Source organism: Streptomyces sp. NPDC032472 (assembly GCF_040636955.1).
Taxonomy (GTDB): Bacteria; Actinomycetota; Actinomycetes; order Streptomycetales; family Streptomycetaceae; genus Streptomyces.
This window is the reverse complement of record NZ_JBEZVK010000003.1, coordinates 1-14,370: the sequence shown is the minus strand read 5'-3', so window position 1 is coordinate 14,370 and position 14,370 is coordinate 1. Positions and strand designations below refer to the sequence as shown.

The following is a 14,370-nucleotide window of genomic DNA, read 5'->3' as shown; positions in this document are numbered from 1 at the left end:
GAAAGCCCCTCCGGAGCCGCCTGCCGACGGAATCGGGGCTTTGACCTCGGAGGCGACAAGCGACAAGACAAGACAAGCGACAAGCCGCACGACAAGACAGACGACAAGCACCCGACAAGCCACCGCGGGACCACACCTAAACGTTTAGGGGTGGTCCCGCCCCGCTGAAGGGACCACGTTGTGCACACCGAGCCCACTCTCCCGGGCACCGCCCCCGCCACCCGCTACGGCGACCCCATCCACCGCCCACTGCCCGTCCAACCGCCGGTGGTGCTGCCCGCGGACATCCCGCCAGGCGTCGAATGGGTCACCCTCCCCAACGGGGTGCGGACCCTGGCCTACACCCACCCGCAGCCTGGACCGGACCGCGAACCGGAACCGGCCCGCCAGGCGGAGCCGATCCCGCGGTGGGCCCGCACCACCGCCCTCCTCGCACCGACCATCGGCGGCGGGATCGGCGCCGCCGGATTCGGCATCTCCTACGCAGCCCCCGGAGTCCTCGCCATGGCCGACGCCCTCTGGGCCGCCGCGGCACTCATCGCCGCCGGCACCGCCGCACCCCTCCTCCTCCGCGCCGGACGCGGCACCAGCCACCGCGGCGGGCCCGTCCAGCACATCACGCAGAACATCACCGCCAACGGCCTCTTCGGACGTGCCACCGGCACCCTCAACAACCGCTGAGGAGAACCCGCATGGATGATTCCGTCCCGCCCCTCACCGACCGGATCCATGACGCATTCGCCCTGCTCACCGGCCAGCGCACCGTGCGCTGCCCCGAACCCGGATGCCGTGTCAGCGTCCGCTACCGCGCCGTCACCCCCGCCGAGGCCAAGCGCCTCACGGACCTCGCCACCGACCACACCCTCCACGGCTGAGGAGTAGGCCGTGCTCCGGATCCGCATCCAGCACGTCACCTGGCCCCGCCGGGCCCTGATCCTGACCGACACCCCGGACCCAAACTGCCCCGACTGCCGGGGCGGGGGCGGCTTCAACCACGACTACGGCGACTACGACACCGGCGAGTACGCCGGAACCGAATGGGAGCCCTGCCCCTGCTGGGACGAGGACCGCCACTGGCTCCTCCTCCCGCTCACCATCCCGCGTCTGCGGCGCAGGCAGGCCAGCCCGGACCCGTGGGGCGGCTACGACGACGAGCCCCCGTTCTAGCAACGCGAAGGGCGGCCCCGTCTCGGCAAAGTCCGGGCCGCCCCACGTCCAGCTCCAACCACAGATCTGGAGGACTCCAGCATGACCCACACCACCCCCTTTCCGCGAGGCCGTGCGCTGCGGCTCCTGGACGCGTATTGCTGCCAGGGCGGCGCCGGGGCGGTGGCCGCGTGATCCGCGCGACCGGCCACCTGCGGACCGCGCTCTGGCTCGCCGAGATCGGCCTGCCCGTGCTGCCGCTGCGGGAGGGCAAACTCCCCTTCGGGAACTGCCGCTCCTGCACCCGCTCGGCATGCGGCGACCGGCCGAACATGAAGGCCGCCGGCCCCTGCCAGTGCCCGGCCCCCTGCCACGCCTGGGCCGCCGCCACGACCGACCCGGCCGTTCTCACCTCCGCCGCGTGGGCGGGAGCCTGGCGGCAGGCTCAGGCCGTCGCCTACCACCCCGGCGGCGCCGGGCTCACCGTCGTCGACCTCGACAACCCCGACGCGGTCGCATGGGCCCGCCAGAACCTCCCCGCAACCAAGACCGTGGCGACCACCCGCGGCGAACACTGGATCTACCGGGGCGCCATGGGCTCGGCGAACGGCGTCCGCCCGGGCGTCGACCTGAAGTCCACGATGGTCTACGCCCGATGGCGCGGCCCCGGCGCCGGACCCATGGCCGCTCTGCCGGACGCCGTGCGTGCGCTTGTCGTCAAGCACCCCACCCCGGCCGGGCCCGCGCTGTCTGCCGCTGTCCCCGCCCCGGCCGGGGGTGGGGAGTGCCCCCACCGCGCGCCGGCCTACCTGGAGCGCGGTATCGCCATGGCGGAGCAGCGCATCTTCGCCGCCGACAGCGCCATCCACCACACGGTGTACCGGACGTTCCTCGCCGTGCTGTCCGTTCACGGGCGGTGCGGCTGTCTCAACGAGGACGACATCGACCGGCTGTTCACCGCCGCTCAGACCAAGGGGGAATCCCTGCGGCATTGCATGGCGGCGTGGGAGAACGCCCGGATGCGGCTGGGGGTGTAATCGTGCCCGAGGAGGAGAAGACTCCGGCCCGCGAGATCATCACCGACTACGCGCAGGCCCACTTCCGGTACTTCCGCACGACAGAGGGCACCGTGTACGCGCAGCGGAACGGCCACCCCGTCGCCCGGCCGATCCGGTCCCAGGGCACGACCGGCAGCCATCGCCAGGAACTCATGGTGGGCTTGTTCAACGACGGGCTCGGCGTGTTCAACGGCACCGCCCTGAAGGAGGCGTTGGACTTGATCGAAGCACTCGCACTCAGCCAGGACGTACAGGCCACCCACATCCGGGTCGCGCCCGGCTTCGACGGTGCGACGTGGCTGGACCTGGGCCGCGATGACGGCCGATCCGTCCGCATCCACCCCACCGGCTGGGACATCAGCATCCCCGACCCGCGCGAGGTGTGCTGGCGGCGCACCCAGCTCACCGGCGAACTGCCCCTCCCCGAGAAGGACACCGACGGCAAGGGCATCGACGCCCTGCTACGGCTGTGCAACTTCGCGAACGCCGAGAGCGAGTGCCTGGCCGTGGCGTGGCTGATCGGCTGCCTGGAACCGTCCGTGCCCGTCCCCGCCCCGTTCCTCACCGGCCCCCAGGGCGCCGGCAAGTCCACCGGCGGCCGCATGCTCGTGCGGATCATCGAGGGCATGACCGGTGACCTACGCCGGGCACCGAAGGACGAGGAGAACCTGATCACCGCGGTGGCGGCCGGATGGGTCACCGCCCTGGACAACCTGTCCCACCTGCCGCCGGACCTGTCCGACCTGATGTGCTGCATCGTCACCGGCGCCGAAAGCATCAAACGCGCCCTGTTCAGCGATGGCGATGTCCACCGCTCCCGCTACCGCCGCCCGTTGCTGCTGACCGGCATCGACGTGGGCGTCATCCGCCCCGACCTCGCCGAACGCCTCCTGCCGCTCCGTCTGGAGCGGCCCCGGGTGCGGCGGACGGAAGCCGAGCTGTGGGCGGAGTACGCGCAGGTGCTGCCCGTCATCCTCGGCTCGCTGCTGGACCTGACCGTGAAGGTGCGGGCCACCGAGGCCGACATCCCCACCGACCTGCGCATGGCCGACTTCGCCCACCTCTGCGCCCAGCTCGACGCGGCCACCGGCCTCGCAGCGCTGGCCGCGTACCGGGCCAGCCTCGACGACCTCAACGACGACGTCATTGAAGGCGACCTCCTCGCGCAGACCGTCCTCAAGCACGCCGCGGGCCTCGACCCGGGCGAGGAGGTGCGGATGGCCTCGACCGAGTGGCTGCACGCCCTCACCCAGCTCTACACCGGCGAGGACTTCCGCCCCCTGCCCAAGGGCTGGCCGACCACCGGCAAGGTCCTTTCCGACCGCCTCAAGCGGCTGCAGCCCACGCTCGCCGCGCGCGGTGTCCTCGTGGACTGGGGCCGCACCAAAGCAGCCCGCTATATCGAGATGACCCGCCCGGCCCCACCCGCACCCGTCCAGCGCGACCCGATGTTCTGACCGGACCGGCCGCCGACCGGCCAGGCACAGGCAAGAAGAGCACCCGGCCCCCGGGCGGGCGTGCTCTTCTTGCCGTTCCGGCGGAACGCCGGCCCAAAGGGCGTGCCGCTTTGCGGCTCCTTCTTCATGCCTGAAGGCGCGCACGACAACAGACACCACCCCTCTCTTTTTCCTAAGAAGAGAGACGCTGCGTCACCCACGTCACCACAAGCGCACTAACCGCCCCTGAGCTGCCCACACAGGGGTGACGTAGACGCCCCCGGCTGTGTCAGCACGCGTCACCCTCGTCACCGGCCTGCGTCACCCCAGGGCCCGGGTGACACAGGCCGGTGACACACGCTATCCCCCTGTGTCACCGAAAACCGCAGGTCAAGACGGCAAATGACACAGGCGACGCGGTGACGCAGAAGTCCGAGCCTCGGACAGGCGCGGACTTCCCGCATCGTCCAGCACAGCCCGCCGAGAGGACAGGACCAGCCCGTGAAGCGAGACCCTCTGCCCCACCTCTACTACCCGGCCGACGTCGCCAGGGCGCTCGGCAAGTCTGAGTGGTGGGTCAAGGAGCAAGCACGCAACCACCGGATCCCCTATACGAAGCCAGGCCGCGCCTACCGGTTCACGGCCGAGCAGTTCGCGGAGATTCTCCGTCTCTTCGCCGACGGGCCGAGCGGCCCGAGCGTGCCTCCACAGCCCCGGCCCACCTCGGTCCGGGTGCCGGGGGCGCTGCCCAAGGTCCCGAGGCCGGCGCCGGCCGCACGGTTGCGGGCACGCCCCCCACGCCGCACCGCCCACCTGAAACAACAGCAGGACGCCGCATAAGACCGCCCCGCCCGGCCGATCCGGGCGGGGCTCATTCGTAGAGAGAGCACTTTGGGATTCGCAGAGAACCGCGGGGAGTACTGGCGCGGGCGGTACAAGATCGCACCCGGCAAGTACGGCACCGTCGCCGACGAGTACGGCAAGACCATCCGCTTCCGGACGAAGCGCGCCGCCGAGAAGGCGGCCGCTGTGGAGGAGGAGAAAGCCCTCACCGCCAGCCGGGCCACCGCGGCCCCGGAACCCGAGCGGATCACGTTCGGCGACTACGCGAGCAGGTGGTACGAGGGCCAGGACCTCGCCGCCTCCACCATGCAGAACTACCGCCGGCACATCGAGGAGCACCTGCTCCCGCAGTTTGAGGACGCCATCGTCAGTGAGATCACGAAGGGGGAGATCGATGCGTGGGAGCGCAGCGAGCGAGAGCGTGGGTACGCCGCCAGCAGCATCAAGACGTGGCGCGGCACTCTGCACCTGATCCTCGCTGATGCGGTCGACGAGGAACTGCGCGAGTCGAACCCCGCGACCCGCCGCCGGGGCCGCGGCAAGCGGGCCGGTCGATCCCGGAGCCGGGGCCCCGAGAAGGTGGTGACGTCCGCCCTCGGCGTGCTGCTGATCGCCGAGCGGGCTGCTCTGCTGTCGGGTCGGGACGACGAGTTCGTCGGTGTCGTGCTCAAGGGCTACACCGGCATGCGATGGGGCGAGGTCGTCGGCCTGGAGACCGAGTTCATCCGTCCTGCGGCCGTGCGGGTCGAGCACCAGCTGTACGAGCTGGACTCCGGCGAGCTGCACCGCTGCCCGCCGAAGGACGACTCCTATCGGACGATTGATTCGCCGGGCTGGCTCTCGAACCTGCTGGCCGGCCAGATCGCACGGGCGGGGGAGAGACCGTGTGAATGTCATGGGCGGCGGTACCTGTTCAGCGGGCACGCGGCCGCCAATGGCGCGGCCCGCCGGCCCGGTGCCAAGCTGGCCGACGTGGCGCGCGCGGCCGGGGTCTCCACCGGCACGGTCTCGAACGTGCTGAACCGTCCTGGCTCGGTGGCCGAGGCGACGCGGGCCGTGGTCGAGAAGGCCATGGCAGACCTCGGGTACGTCAGAGCCTGGGCGTCCGGGGAGAACGCGGCGCACTGGAGGCGGAACGGCTTCGCGACCTGGCTGTTCCACCCGGCCGTGACCGGCTGGTACCCGAAGAAGTCGCCGCAGGAAGCGCGTCCGGTGCCGTTGATCGCGGAACCCTGGCCGGGCATCCCGGCCCGCGGCCGGGGCGCCGCCGGCCGTGCCGAGGCGTCGTGGGTGCCGATCGCGCCGGGGCTCACGCCCCACGGGCTTCGACACAGCCACAAGACGATGATGGACGAGCTCCGGACGCCCCCCAAGCTCATGGACGAGCGGATGGGGCACGAGGACGGCTCGGTCCAGGCCCGGTACTCCCACATCACACCCGAGATGCGCCGTGAGCTCCTCCGCGGCCTGACCGAGATGTGGGAGGGCGCACTCGCCGTACGTCGGCGGATGTCGCCGGGGTCGCCTGTGGCCGTCCTCGATGCGCTGCTGAGGGCAGGAGCGTAGGGGCGAGCCGGTAGCCGTTTCGGGGGAAGTTTCTCCCAGGATTCTCCCGAGAGGCCGGGGAGAAACAGTCAGAGCCGGTGTCCTTGGAAGGACACCGGCTCTGAGCTGGTCTTACTCTGTCGGGGTGGCGGGATTTGAACCCACGACCTCTTCGTCCCGAACGAAGCGCGCTGCCAAGCTGCGCTACACCCCGATCGCCGCCGTTTTCGGGCCTTCGCCCTGGCGACATCGATTACTTTAGCGGACCCTCGGCCGGAGACGAAATCCGGTTTTCGCGGGGCGGTGCCCGGGCGGGGTCAGGCCTTCGGGGCCAGGGTCAGCAGGGTCGCCTCCGGGGGGCAGGCGAAGCGGACCGGCGTGAAGCGGTTCGTGCCGCAGCCCGCCGAGACGTGCAGGTAGGCGCGGCGGCCGTCCGCCTCGTGCGTGGACAGGCCCTTCACCCGGTCGGTGTCCAGGTCGCAGTTGGTGACGAGCGCCCCGTAGAAGGGGATGCACAGCTGCCCGCCGTGCGTGTGGCCCGCCAGGATCAGCGGGTAGCCGTCCGAGGTGAAGGACTCCAGCGAGCGCAGGTACGGGGCGTGCACCACGGCGATCGAGAAGTCGGCGTCCGGCTCCGGGCCGCCGGCCACCCGCTCGTAGCGGTCCCGCTTGATGTGCGGGTCGTCGAGGCCGGTGAAGGCCAGCTCCAGGCCGTCCAGCTTCAGGCGGCCCCGCGTGTTGGTCAGGTTCACCCAGCCCGCCGCGTCGAAGGCGTCCCGCATGCCCTCCCACGGGTTGTGCACGGCGCCGACGACCGGCTTGTTGCCGTTCAGGCCGTGCCGCCCCTGCACCTTCTCGATCAGGTAGCGCCCGGGGTTGCGCAGCCGCGGCCCGTAGTAGTCGTTCGAGCCGAAGACGTACACGCCGGGGAAGTCCATCAGCGGGCCGAGCGCGTCGAGCAGCTCCGGCACGCCCTCGGTGTCGGAGAGGTTGTCGCCGGTGTTCACGACGAAGTCGGGGCGCAGCCCGGCGAGGGACTGCAGCCAGGCACGCTTCTTGCGCTGCCCGCTGACCATGTGGATGTCGGACACCTGGAGCACGCGCAAGGGGCGCATCCCCGCGGGGAGCACCGGAACGGTGATCCGGCGAAGGCGGAAGGACCGCGCCTCGAAACCGGCGGCATAGGCCACACCCGCGGCCCCCACCGCCGCGATTCCGGCGGTGACCTTCAGGGGTACTCCGTAACGCGCACGCATGGCCCCATGGTCTCAGACCCGGAAAACCGGCGGGCGCCACCGGCCCTGCACCTGGCAGACTCGGGGCATGACCACGCTCAAGGCCAAGCTGCAGGATGACCTCACCACCGCGATCAAGGAGCGCAACGAACTCCACTCGTCCACGCTGCGACTGACCCTCGCCGCGATCACCAAGGAGGAGGTCGCGGGCAAGGAGGCGCGCACCCTCTCCGACGACGAAGTCCTCAAGGTGATCGCCAAGGAGGCGAAGAAGCGCCGCGAGGCCGCGGAGGCGTTCGCCCAGGGCGGCCGTGCCGATCAGGCCGCGCGTGAGACGGAGGAGGGTGAGTTCCTCGACACCTACCTGCCCAAGCAGCTCTCCGACGACGAGCTCGGCGCGATCGTCGCGCAGGCCGTCGAGGAGGCCCGGGCCGCGGGCGCCGAGGGGCCGCGGGCCATGGGCGCCGTCATGAAGATCGTGACGCCCAAGGTGGCCGGGCTGGCGGAGGGCGGCCGGGTGGCCGCCGCCGTGAAGAAGCACCTGGCCTGAGCACGTAACCGGAAGGGCCCCGACACTTTTGGTGTCGGGGCCCTTCCCTTTCTGCTGCTGTCTGCCGCTGCCGTCGCCGGCTACTGCGTGTCCGGGCCGCCGATCAGGCCCGGCTCCGGGGTGATTCCCGGGACCGGGACGTTCGGGGAGCCGCCCGTCGTGGTGCCCGTGGTGCCCGTGGTGCCCGTCGAACCGGTGGATCCGGTGGTGCCGCCGGGCTTGCCCGGCTTACCGGGCTTGTTCGGCTTCCCGGGCTTCGGGCCCGTCGGGTTGCTGGGCCGGCCGCCGCCGACCGGCGCGCCGCCGCCGTCGAGGCCGACCGTGGCGAAGTTCGGGGCCTCGCGGCCGGACAGGGCGCCGGAGACCGCCTGCTTCCAGATCGGGCCGGGCAGCCCGCCGCCGTAGACCTTCTCGAAGTACTGGCCGCCGATGTTGATGTTCTCCATCGACACCTGCTTGGCGCCGCCCGAGCCGACCCAGGTCGCACCGGACATGTTCGGCGTGTACCCGACGAACCAGGCGTTGTAGCGGTTGTCGGTGGTACCGGTCTTGCCCGCGTTCTGCCGGTCGGTCAGGCCCGCCTGGGTACCCGTACCCGAGTCGACCACGCCGAGCAGCAGCGTGTTGATGGTGTCGGCGGTCCGCTCCGCCATGACGCGGTCGCACTTGGACTTCGGCACCGACAGGGCCTTGCCGTGCGCGTCCGTGATCGACTCGATGGAGACCGGCGTGCAGTACGTGCCGCGGTTGGCGAAGGTCGCGTACGCGTTCGCCATCGTCAGCGGCGACATGCCCTCGGTGCCGAGTGCGATGGCCGGGACCTCGGGCAGCTTGCTGCCGTCGGCGGGGATCACCCCGAGCTTGGTGGTCATCTCGGTCACCGGGCACAGGCCGATTTCCGCGATCATCTCCGCGAAGTACGTGTTGACCGACTTGGCCATCGCGTCCCGCAGGTTGTACGCGCCGAACTCGGACAGCGACTCGTTCGGCACCCGCTCGTGGTCGGTGTTCACCCAGGGCTTGTCGCCACAGGTCTCCACGGGGCCGGGGTACTCGATCTCCTGCGCGGTGGTGTACACCTTGCCCGCCGGCATGCCGTTCTCCAGCGCCGCGGCCGCGACGAACGGCTTGAACGTCGAGCCCGTCGGGAAGCCGAAGTTCGAGCCGCCCATCCGCTTGTCGACGGAGAAGTTGATCTGCGTCTCGTTCTTGCCGAAGCCGTACGGCTTGGACTGGCCCATCGCGAGGACCCGGCCGGTGCCCGGCTGGACCAGGGTGACGGCCGTGGCGACCTTGTCGTCCTGGTTGACGTGGTCCTTGATCGACTCGTTGACGGAGTCCTGCGACTGCGGGTCCAGCGTCGTACGGATGGTCAGGCCGCCCAGGTTCCACAGCTTGGCCCGCTCCTCGCGGGTCTTGCCGAACGCCGGGTCGGTCAGCACCGTGTTGCGCACGTAGTCGCAGAAGAAGCCCGCACCCCTGACTGCGGTGATGCAGCCGCTCTTGGGCCGGGTCACCTTCAGCACGACCGGCTTCTTCTTCGCCTCGTCGGCCTCCGTCTGGGTGACCTCCTTCAGGTCGGCCATCCGCTGGAGGACGACGTTGCGGCGCTTCATGGCCTCCTGGGAGTCGTTGACCGGGTCGTACCGGCTGGGCGACTGCACCAGGCCGGCGAGCAGCGCCGACTCGTCGAGGGTGAGGTCCTTGGCCGGCTTGCTGTAGTAGCGCTGGGAGGCGGACTCGATGCCGTACGCCTGCTGGCCGAAGTACGTGATGTTGAGGTAGTTCTCGAGGATCTTCTTCTTCCCGAGCTCCTCCTCGACCTGGATCGAGTACTTCAGCTCGCGGACCTTGCGCCCGAGGCTCTTCTCCTGGGCCTCGCGCACCTTCGTCTCGTCGTCGCCGGCCTCCTCGACGAAGACGTTCTTCACGTACTGCTGCGTGAGCGTCGAGGCGCCCTGTGCGGCGCTGCCCTCCTGCGCGTTCTGGTTGACCGCGCGCAGGATGCCCTTGAGGTCGACCGCGCCGTGCTCGTAGAAGCGCGAGTCCTCGATGGCGACGATGGCCTTCTGCACGTACGGGGAGATGGCCGTGAGCGGCACCACCTGCCGGTCGCGCGAGTAGACCATGGCGATCAGGCCACCCTCGGCGTCCAGAATCGTCGTGCGCTGGCTCAACGGGGGTGTCTTGAGGTTGGCCGGGATCTCGTCGAACCCCTCGACCGTGCCCTTTGCGGCGAGTCCCAGGGCGCCGGCGCCCGGGATCGCGATGCCGGCCAGTACGACGCCGGCGAGAACGGACACCCCGAGGAACTTTGCGGCCTGTTGCGGCCCCGTGAGCCCGGCGCCCGAGCGCTTCTTTCCCATGGAGGGCAGCCTACGTTCTCATTCACCGGACACGCGCGAATGCCTTGGCCTAAGCTGTCCCCAACTGTCACAGCAGTGTGGTGCGACATCAACCCCCCGGCTTGATTTTCACCCTTCCCGAATGGGGTGGACTCATGTCCGAATCTCGTTCTTCACTCTGACGGCCGCTCGTCCCGACTCCGCCGATTACACCCGAATCGCCGGAATGGTCGGGCATGTCGCCGGATCACTCCGTCGGGTGATCTGCCGCTTACCCATAGTCCGTTCGGACCATTCAAGATTGGGCCCGTCGGGGGTGTTGCACTGTGCTCGCCTTCCGTAACGTCCTCAACTGGCAGCGGTGAATATGCCGCTACCGCCGTGGGGGAGCCTCGATTCGGGAGAGGACGGCGCCGGGATGGGCTGGGTTACCGACTGGAGTGCGCAGGCAGCCTGCCGCACTACCGATCCGGATGAACTGTTCGTTCAAGGAGCGGCACAGAACAGGGCCAAGGCGGTGTGCACCGGGTGTCCGGTGCGGACCGAGTGCCTGGCCGACGCGCTCGACAACCGTGTCGAGTTCGGAGTATGGGGCGGAATGACCGAGCGGGAGCGCCGCGCACTGCTGCGCAGGCGTCCCACCGTCACCTCGTGGCGACGGCTGCTCGAAACCGCCCGCACGGAGTACGAGCGCAGTACGGGCATCCTCACCGTGGATGTGGATGTCAATGGGGAGATTGACGTTCCGTACGAGACCTACGCGGCGGCCGGGTAGCCGCTGTCGACCCGCCCCGTCCGCCCCCGGGCGAGCGGCGAGAGGTCTGCATTCCGTACGAACGCCTACGCTCCGGCCGGCACCCCGGCCGCGAGTCGTTCTCCGATGGCCCGAAGCCCGGCGAGGTCGTGCACATCGCCGGGCAGGGCGGCCACCTCCGTCACCGCCACCTCCGGGTGCAGTGAGGTGAACCGGTCGCGCGTGCGCTGCTCGCGCGCGATCACCTGCATGCGCTCGGCGTGCAGGCGCAGCAGCCCGGCCGTGATCAGGTCCACGTCGTCGGTTTCCGTCTCGGTGTCCGTCTGGGCGTCCGCATCGGATCCCGGGCCGTCGGCAGTGGGGGAGCCGGTCTCGGGAGTCGACGCGGGGTCGAGGCCCTCGGCGTCACGAAGTCCAGCTTTCCCGGACTCCTGATCGACAATGCCGCCTTCCTCAAGATTCTCTGCGGCGGCCAGCGCCCGCTCCGCGGACAGTTGCGCGGCACCGCTCCCGTGCACCCGGTTCAGTACGAGCCCGGCCAGCGGCATCCGTTCCGCGGCCAGCCGCTCCACGAAGTACGCCGCCTCGCGCAGGGCGTCCGGCTCGGGCGCCGCGACCACCAGGAAGGCCGTACCGGGAGCCTGCAGCAGTCGGAACGTCGCGTCCGCGCGGGTGCGGAACCCGCCGAACATCGTGTCCATCGCCGCCACGAACGTCTGCACGTCCTTCAGCAGCGACGCCCCCATCAGCTTGCTGAGCGTGCCGGTCATCAGCGACATGCCGACGTTGAGGAACTTCATCCCCGCCCGGCCGCCCACCTTCGCCGGAGCCATCAGCACCCGGATGAACTTCCCGTCCAGGAACGACCCCAGCCGCTTCGGCGCGTCGAGGAAGTCCAGCGCGGACCGGCTCGGCGGGGTGTCCACCACGATCAGGTCCCAGTCGTCGCGGGCCCGCAGCTGCCCCAGCTTCTCCATGGCCATGTACTCCTGCGTGCCCGCGAAACCGGCCGACAGGGACTGGTAGAAGGGGTTGGCCAGGATCGCCTCGGACCGCTCGCGGTCCGCGTGCGCCTCGACGATCTCGTCGAAGGTCCGCTTCATGTCCAGCATCATGGCGTGGAGTTCACCGCCGTCGCCGGCCACGCCCGCGACCCTGCGCGGCGTGTTGTCGAGGGAGTCGATCCCCATCGACTGCGCCAGCCGGCGCGCCGGGTCGATCGTGAGGACGACCACCTTGCGCCCGCGCTCCGCCGCCCGCAGGCCCAGGGCCGCCGCCGTGGTGGTCTTGCCGACGCCGCCCGCGCCGCAGCACACGATGATCCGGGTCGAGGGGTCGTCCAGCAGCCGGTCCACGGCCAGGGCCGACGGGGCGTCCATGCCGGCGCCGCTCGTGCTGGTACCCGTACTGGTGTTGTTGTCTGCCCCCGTCGCGCTCATTCCTCGCCCGCCTGCTTCCGCAGCTCCGAGGCCAGCTCGTACAGCCCGGCCAGATCCATCCCCGCGCCGAGCAGGGGCAGTTCGTACGTCGGCACCTTCAACTCCCGCAGTACGGTGCGCTGCGCGCGCTCCAGCTCCACCCGGCTCGCGTGCTCCGCGGCCTGCGTCAGTAGCGGCTCCACCAGCCGCTCCGCGAGGCCGCCGCGCCGGGAACCGCCCAGCCCCGCCCGCGACAGCGCCCGGGCCACGTCGGCCCGGCGCTCGCCGCCCGCGGCGCGCAGCGCGTCCTCGTCCAGGTGGTGCGGGCGGACCATGTTGACCACGACCCGCCCGAACGGCAGCCCCGCCTCCGCCAGCTCGGCGATCCCGTCGGCGGTCTCCTGGACGGGCATCTCCTCCAGCAGCGTCACCAGATGGACCGCCGTCTCCGGGGACTTGAGCACCTTCATGACGGCCTGCGCCTGGTTGTGGATCGGCCCGAACCGGGCCAGGCCCGCCACCTCGTCGTTGACGTTCAGGAAGCGGGTGATCCGTCCGGTCGGCGGAGCGTCCATGATCACGTGGTCGTAGACGTACCGGCCGGACTTGTCCTTGCGGCGCACCGCCTCGCACGCCTTGCCGGTCAGCAGCACGTCCCGCAGGCCGGGGGCGATGGTCGTGGCGAAGTCGATGGCCCCGAGCTTCTTGAGGGCGCGCCCGGCGGAGCCGAGCTTGTAGAACATCTGCAGGTAGTCCAGCAGCGCCTGCTCCGCGTCGATGGCGAGCGCGAAGACCTCGCCGCCGCCCGAGGCCACGGCGATCTTGCGTTCCTCGTACGGGAGCGCCTGCGTCCCGAAGAGCTGCGCGATGCCCTGCCTGCCCTCGACCTCCACCAGAAGCGTCCGCCTGCCCTCGCGTGCGAGGGCGAGCGCGAGTGCCGCGGCGACCGTGGTCTTCCCGGTTCCGCCCTTGCCGCTGACCACCTGGAGCCTGCTCACAGGGCCTGAGCCTAACCACTCGCCCCTCGGGCCGCGCATGACCCTCCCCCACAGGCGATACGCTCGCCCCCATGACCAAGAAGTTCGAATACGCGACGGTCCCGCTGCTGGTCCACGCGACCAAGCAGATCCTGGACACCTGGGGCGAGGACGGCTGGGAGCTCGTCCAGGTCGTGCCCGGCCCGAACAACCCCGAGCAGCTCGTGGCCTACCTCAAGCGGGAGAAGGCATGAGCGGCGCCGTCGAAGCGAAGCTGGCCGAGCTCGGCCTGACCCTGCCCGAGGTGGCTGCGCCGCTGGCCGCGTACCAGCCGGCGGTCCGGTCGGGCGCGTACGTGTTCACCGCCGGGCAGCTCCCGATGGTCAAGGGCAGCCTGCCGGTCACCGGCAAGGTGGGGGCCGAGGTCTCCGCCGAGCAGGCGAAGGAGCTCGCCGCCGTGTGCGCGTTGAACGCGCTGGCCGCGGTGAAGTCCGTCGCGGGCGACCTGGACAGGATCGCGCGGATCGTCAAGGTCGTGGGCTTCGTCGCCTCGGCGCCCGACTTCACCGCGCAGCCGGGTGTCCTGAACGGCGCCAGCGAGCTGCTCGGTGAGGTCCTCGGCGACAAGGGCGTCCACGCCCGCAGCGCGGTCGGCGTGGCGGTCCTCCCCCTGGACGCCCCGGTCGAGGTCGAACTCCAGGTGGAACTCCTCCCCGACGCCTGATCCGCCGGAGCCGGGTCTCCTGAGGCAGGGCCCGTACCGGGCTCTGCCCGGACCCGCGTCTCAAACGCCGGCGGGGCTGGATGTGCCGGACCCGACGTCGAAGCCCCGCGCGGCGGGACGCGTTCCCGCCCACCGCAGCCCATGCGAGGGGCTCCGCTTTCGGAGCGGGCCCATCTCACCCGCCCTGCCGTCGAAGCGGGAGCCCCTTCCAGCCGCGCCCTGCCGTCGAAGCGGGGGGTGGGCCATTTCAGCCTCGCCGGCGTTTGAGGCGCGGGGTTTGGGGCGGAGCCCCAAGGATCCCGGCTCCGCCGGGCAGGGGGGGGGGGGGGGGCCCGCGCC

Annotated in this window: 15 protein-coding genes and 1 tRNA gene; 11 read left to right on the top strand and 5 right to left on the bottom strand. The window is 70.7% G+C overall.

Annotated elements, in window-relative coordinates; genetic code table 11:
• Nucleotides 1-237: 237 nt before the first annotated feature.
• From AB0F11_RS02185 to AB0F11_RS02155, 7 genes are all read left to right on the top strand, one after another.
• Nucleotides 238-681 carry a hypothetical protein gene (locus AB0F11_RS02185; protein WP_362167770.1) on the top strand — a complete coding sequence of 148 codons (444 nt, stop codon included), beginning with the start codon at nucleotides 238-240 and terminating at the stop codon, nucleotides 679-681.
• An 11-nt stretch (nucleotides 682-692) separates the two neighbouring features.
• Nucleotides 693-875 carry a hypothetical protein gene (locus tag AB0F11_RS02180; RefSeq protein WP_362167292.1) on the top strand — a complete coding sequence of 61 codons (183 nt, stop codon included), beginning with the start codon at nucleotides 693-695 and terminating at the stop codon, nucleotides 873-875.
• Between the two features lie 10 nt (nucleotides 876-885).
• On the top strand, nucleotides 886-1,167 hold the full coding sequence (locus AB0F11_RS02175) for a hypothetical protein (protein WP_362167290.1): 282 nt from the start codon (nucleotides 886-888) through the stop codon (nucleotides 1,165-1,167).
• Nucleotides 1,168-1,337: 170 nt separating this feature from the next.
• On the top strand, nucleotides 1,338-2,183 hold the full coding sequence (locus AB0F11_RS02170; protein WP_362167287.1) for a bifunctional DNA primase/polymerase: 846 nt from the start codon (nucleotides 1,338-1,340) through the stop codon (nucleotides 2,181-2,183).
• 2 nt (nucleotides 2,184-2,185) lie between these two features.
• On the top strand, nucleotides 2,186-3,661 hold the full coding sequence (locus AB0F11_RS02165) for an ATP-binding protein (protein ID WP_362167285.1): 1,476 nt from the start codon (nucleotides 2,186-2,188) through the stop codon (nucleotides 3,659-3,661).
• A gap of 480 nt (nucleotides 3,662-4,141) precedes the next feature.
• Nucleotides 4,142-4,480, top strand: a complete 339-nt coding sequence (locus AB0F11_RS02160) for a helix-turn-helix domain-containing protein (RefSeq protein ID WP_362167283.1) — start codon at nucleotides 4,142-4,144, stop codon at nucleotides 4,478-4,480.
• A 51-nt stretch (nucleotides 4,481-4,531) separates the two neighbouring features.
• Complete coding sequence (locus AB0F11_RS02155; protein WP_362167280.1) at nucleotides 4,532-6,049, top strand: LacI family DNA-binding transcriptional regulator; 1,518 nt, start codon at nucleotides 4,532-4,534, stop codon at nucleotides 6,047-6,049.
• A 119-nt stretch (nucleotides 6,050-6,168) separates the two neighbouring features.
• Here AB0F11_RS02155 and AB0F11_RS02150 read toward each other — a convergent pair.
• Nucleotides 6,169-6,242: transfer RNA gene (locus AB0F11_RS02150), tRNA-Pro, on the bottom strand.
• Between the two features lie 103 nt (nucleotides 6,243-6,345).
• The gene (locus tag AB0F11_RS02145) at nucleotides 6,346-7,284 is read right to left on the bottom strand and encodes a metallophosphoesterase (RefSeq protein WP_362167278.1); all 939 of its coding nucleotides are present in this window, start codon (nucleotides 7,282-7,284) and stop codon (nucleotides 6,346-6,348) included.
• A gap of 67 nt (nucleotides 7,285-7,351) precedes the next feature.
• On the opposite strand from AB0F11_RS02145, the gene AB0F11_RS02140 reads away from it, so the two are divergent.
• Nucleotides 7,352-7,813: a GatB/YqeY domain-containing protein gene (locus tag AB0F11_RS02140; RefSeq protein WP_362167275.1), complete on the top strand. Its 462-nt coding sequence runs from the start codon at nucleotides 7,352-7,354 to the stop codon at nucleotides 7,811-7,813.
• An 80-nt stretch (nucleotides 7,814-7,893) separates the two neighbouring features.
• Here the strand turns inward: AB0F11_RS02140 and AB0F11_RS02135 are convergent, their stop codons facing one another.
• Nucleotides 7,894-10,179: a transglycosylase domain-containing protein gene (locus tag AB0F11_RS02135; protein ID WP_362167273.1), complete on the bottom strand. Its 2,286-nt coding sequence runs from the start codon at nucleotides 10,177-10,179 to the stop codon at nucleotides 7,894-7,896.
• A 397-nt stretch (nucleotides 10,180-10,576) separates the two neighbouring features.
• Here AB0F11_RS02135 and AB0F11_RS02130 point away from each other — a divergent pair, with 397 nt between their 5' ends.
• A complete protein-coding gene (locus AB0F11_RS02130; RefSeq protein WP_361918016.1) occupies nucleotides 10,577-10,933 on the top strand; it encodes a WhiB family transcriptional regulator in 357 nt (118 codons plus the stop codon).
• A 65-nt stretch (nucleotides 10,934-10,998) separates the two neighbouring features.
• On the opposite strand, the gene AB0F11_RS02125 is transcribed toward AB0F11_RS02130, so the two are convergent.
• Nucleotides 10,999-12,291, bottom strand: coding sequence for an ArsA family ATPase (locus tag AB0F11_RS02125; RefSeq protein ID WP_362167768.1), 1,293 nt, complete (start codon nucleotides 12,289-12,291; stop codon nucleotides 10,999-11,001).
• Nucleotides 12,292-12,347: 56 nt separating this feature from the next.
• Nucleotides 12,348-13,328 carry an ArsA-related P-loop ATPase gene (locus AB0F11_RS02120; RefSeq protein ID WP_362167270.1) on the bottom strand — a complete coding sequence of 327 codons (981 nt, stop codon included), beginning with the start codon at nucleotides 13,326-13,328 and terminating at the stop codon, nucleotides 12,348-12,350.
• Between the two features lie 71 nt (nucleotides 13,329-13,399).
• Between AB0F11_RS02120 and AB0F11_RS02115 the strand changes: the two genes are divergently transcribed.
• The gene (locus AB0F11_RS02115) at nucleotides 13,400-13,561 is read left to right on the top strand and encodes a DUF4177 domain-containing protein (RefSeq protein WP_007264966.1); all 162 of its coding nucleotides are present in this window, start codon (nucleotides 13,400-13,402) and stop codon (nucleotides 13,559-13,561) included.
• Nucleotides 13,558-14,031, top strand: a complete 474-nt coding sequence (locus AB0F11_RS02110) for a RidA family protein (protein WP_361918009.1) — start codon at nucleotides 13,558-13,560, stop codon at nucleotides 14,029-14,031. The genes AB0F11_RS02115 and AB0F11_RS02110 overlap by 4 nt, the downstream gene beginning before the upstream one ends.
• The last annotated feature ends 339 nt before the right edge of the window (nucleotides 14,032-14,370 follow it).

Coding starts and splice junctions, on each gene's coding strand:
- AB0F11_RS02180 (WP_362167292.1), top strand. CDS start 693: ATGGATGATTCCGTCCCGCCCCTCACCGACCGGATCCATGACGCATTC.
- AB0F11_RS02145 (WP_362167278.1), bottom strand. CDS start 7,284: ATGCGTGCGCGTTACGGAGTACCCCTGAAGGTCACCGCCGGAATCGCG.
- AB0F11_RS02140 (WP_362167275.1), top strand. CDS start 7,352: ATGACCACGCTCAAGGCCAAGCTGCAGGATGACCTCACCACCGCGATC.
- AB0F11_RS02135 (WP_362167273.1), bottom strand. CDS start 10,179: ATGGGAAAGAAGCGCTCGGGCGCCGGGCTCACGGGGCCGCAACAGGCC.
- AB0F11_RS02130 (WP_361918016.1), top strand. CDS start 10,577: ATGGGCTGGGTTACCGACTGGAGTGCGCAGGCAGCCTGCCGCACTACC.
- AB0F11_RS02125 (WP_362167768.1), bottom strand. CDS start 12,291: ATGGACGCCCCGTCGGCCCTGGCCGTGGACCGGCTGCTGGACGACCCC.
- AB0F11_RS02115 (WP_007264966.1), top strand. CDS start 13,400: ATGACCAAGAAGTTCGAATACGCGACGGTCCCGCTGCTGGTCCACGCG.
- AB0F11_RS02110 (WP_361918009.1), top strand. CDS start 13,558: ATGAGCGGCGCCGTCGAAGCGAAGCTGGCCGAGCTCGGCCTGACCCTG.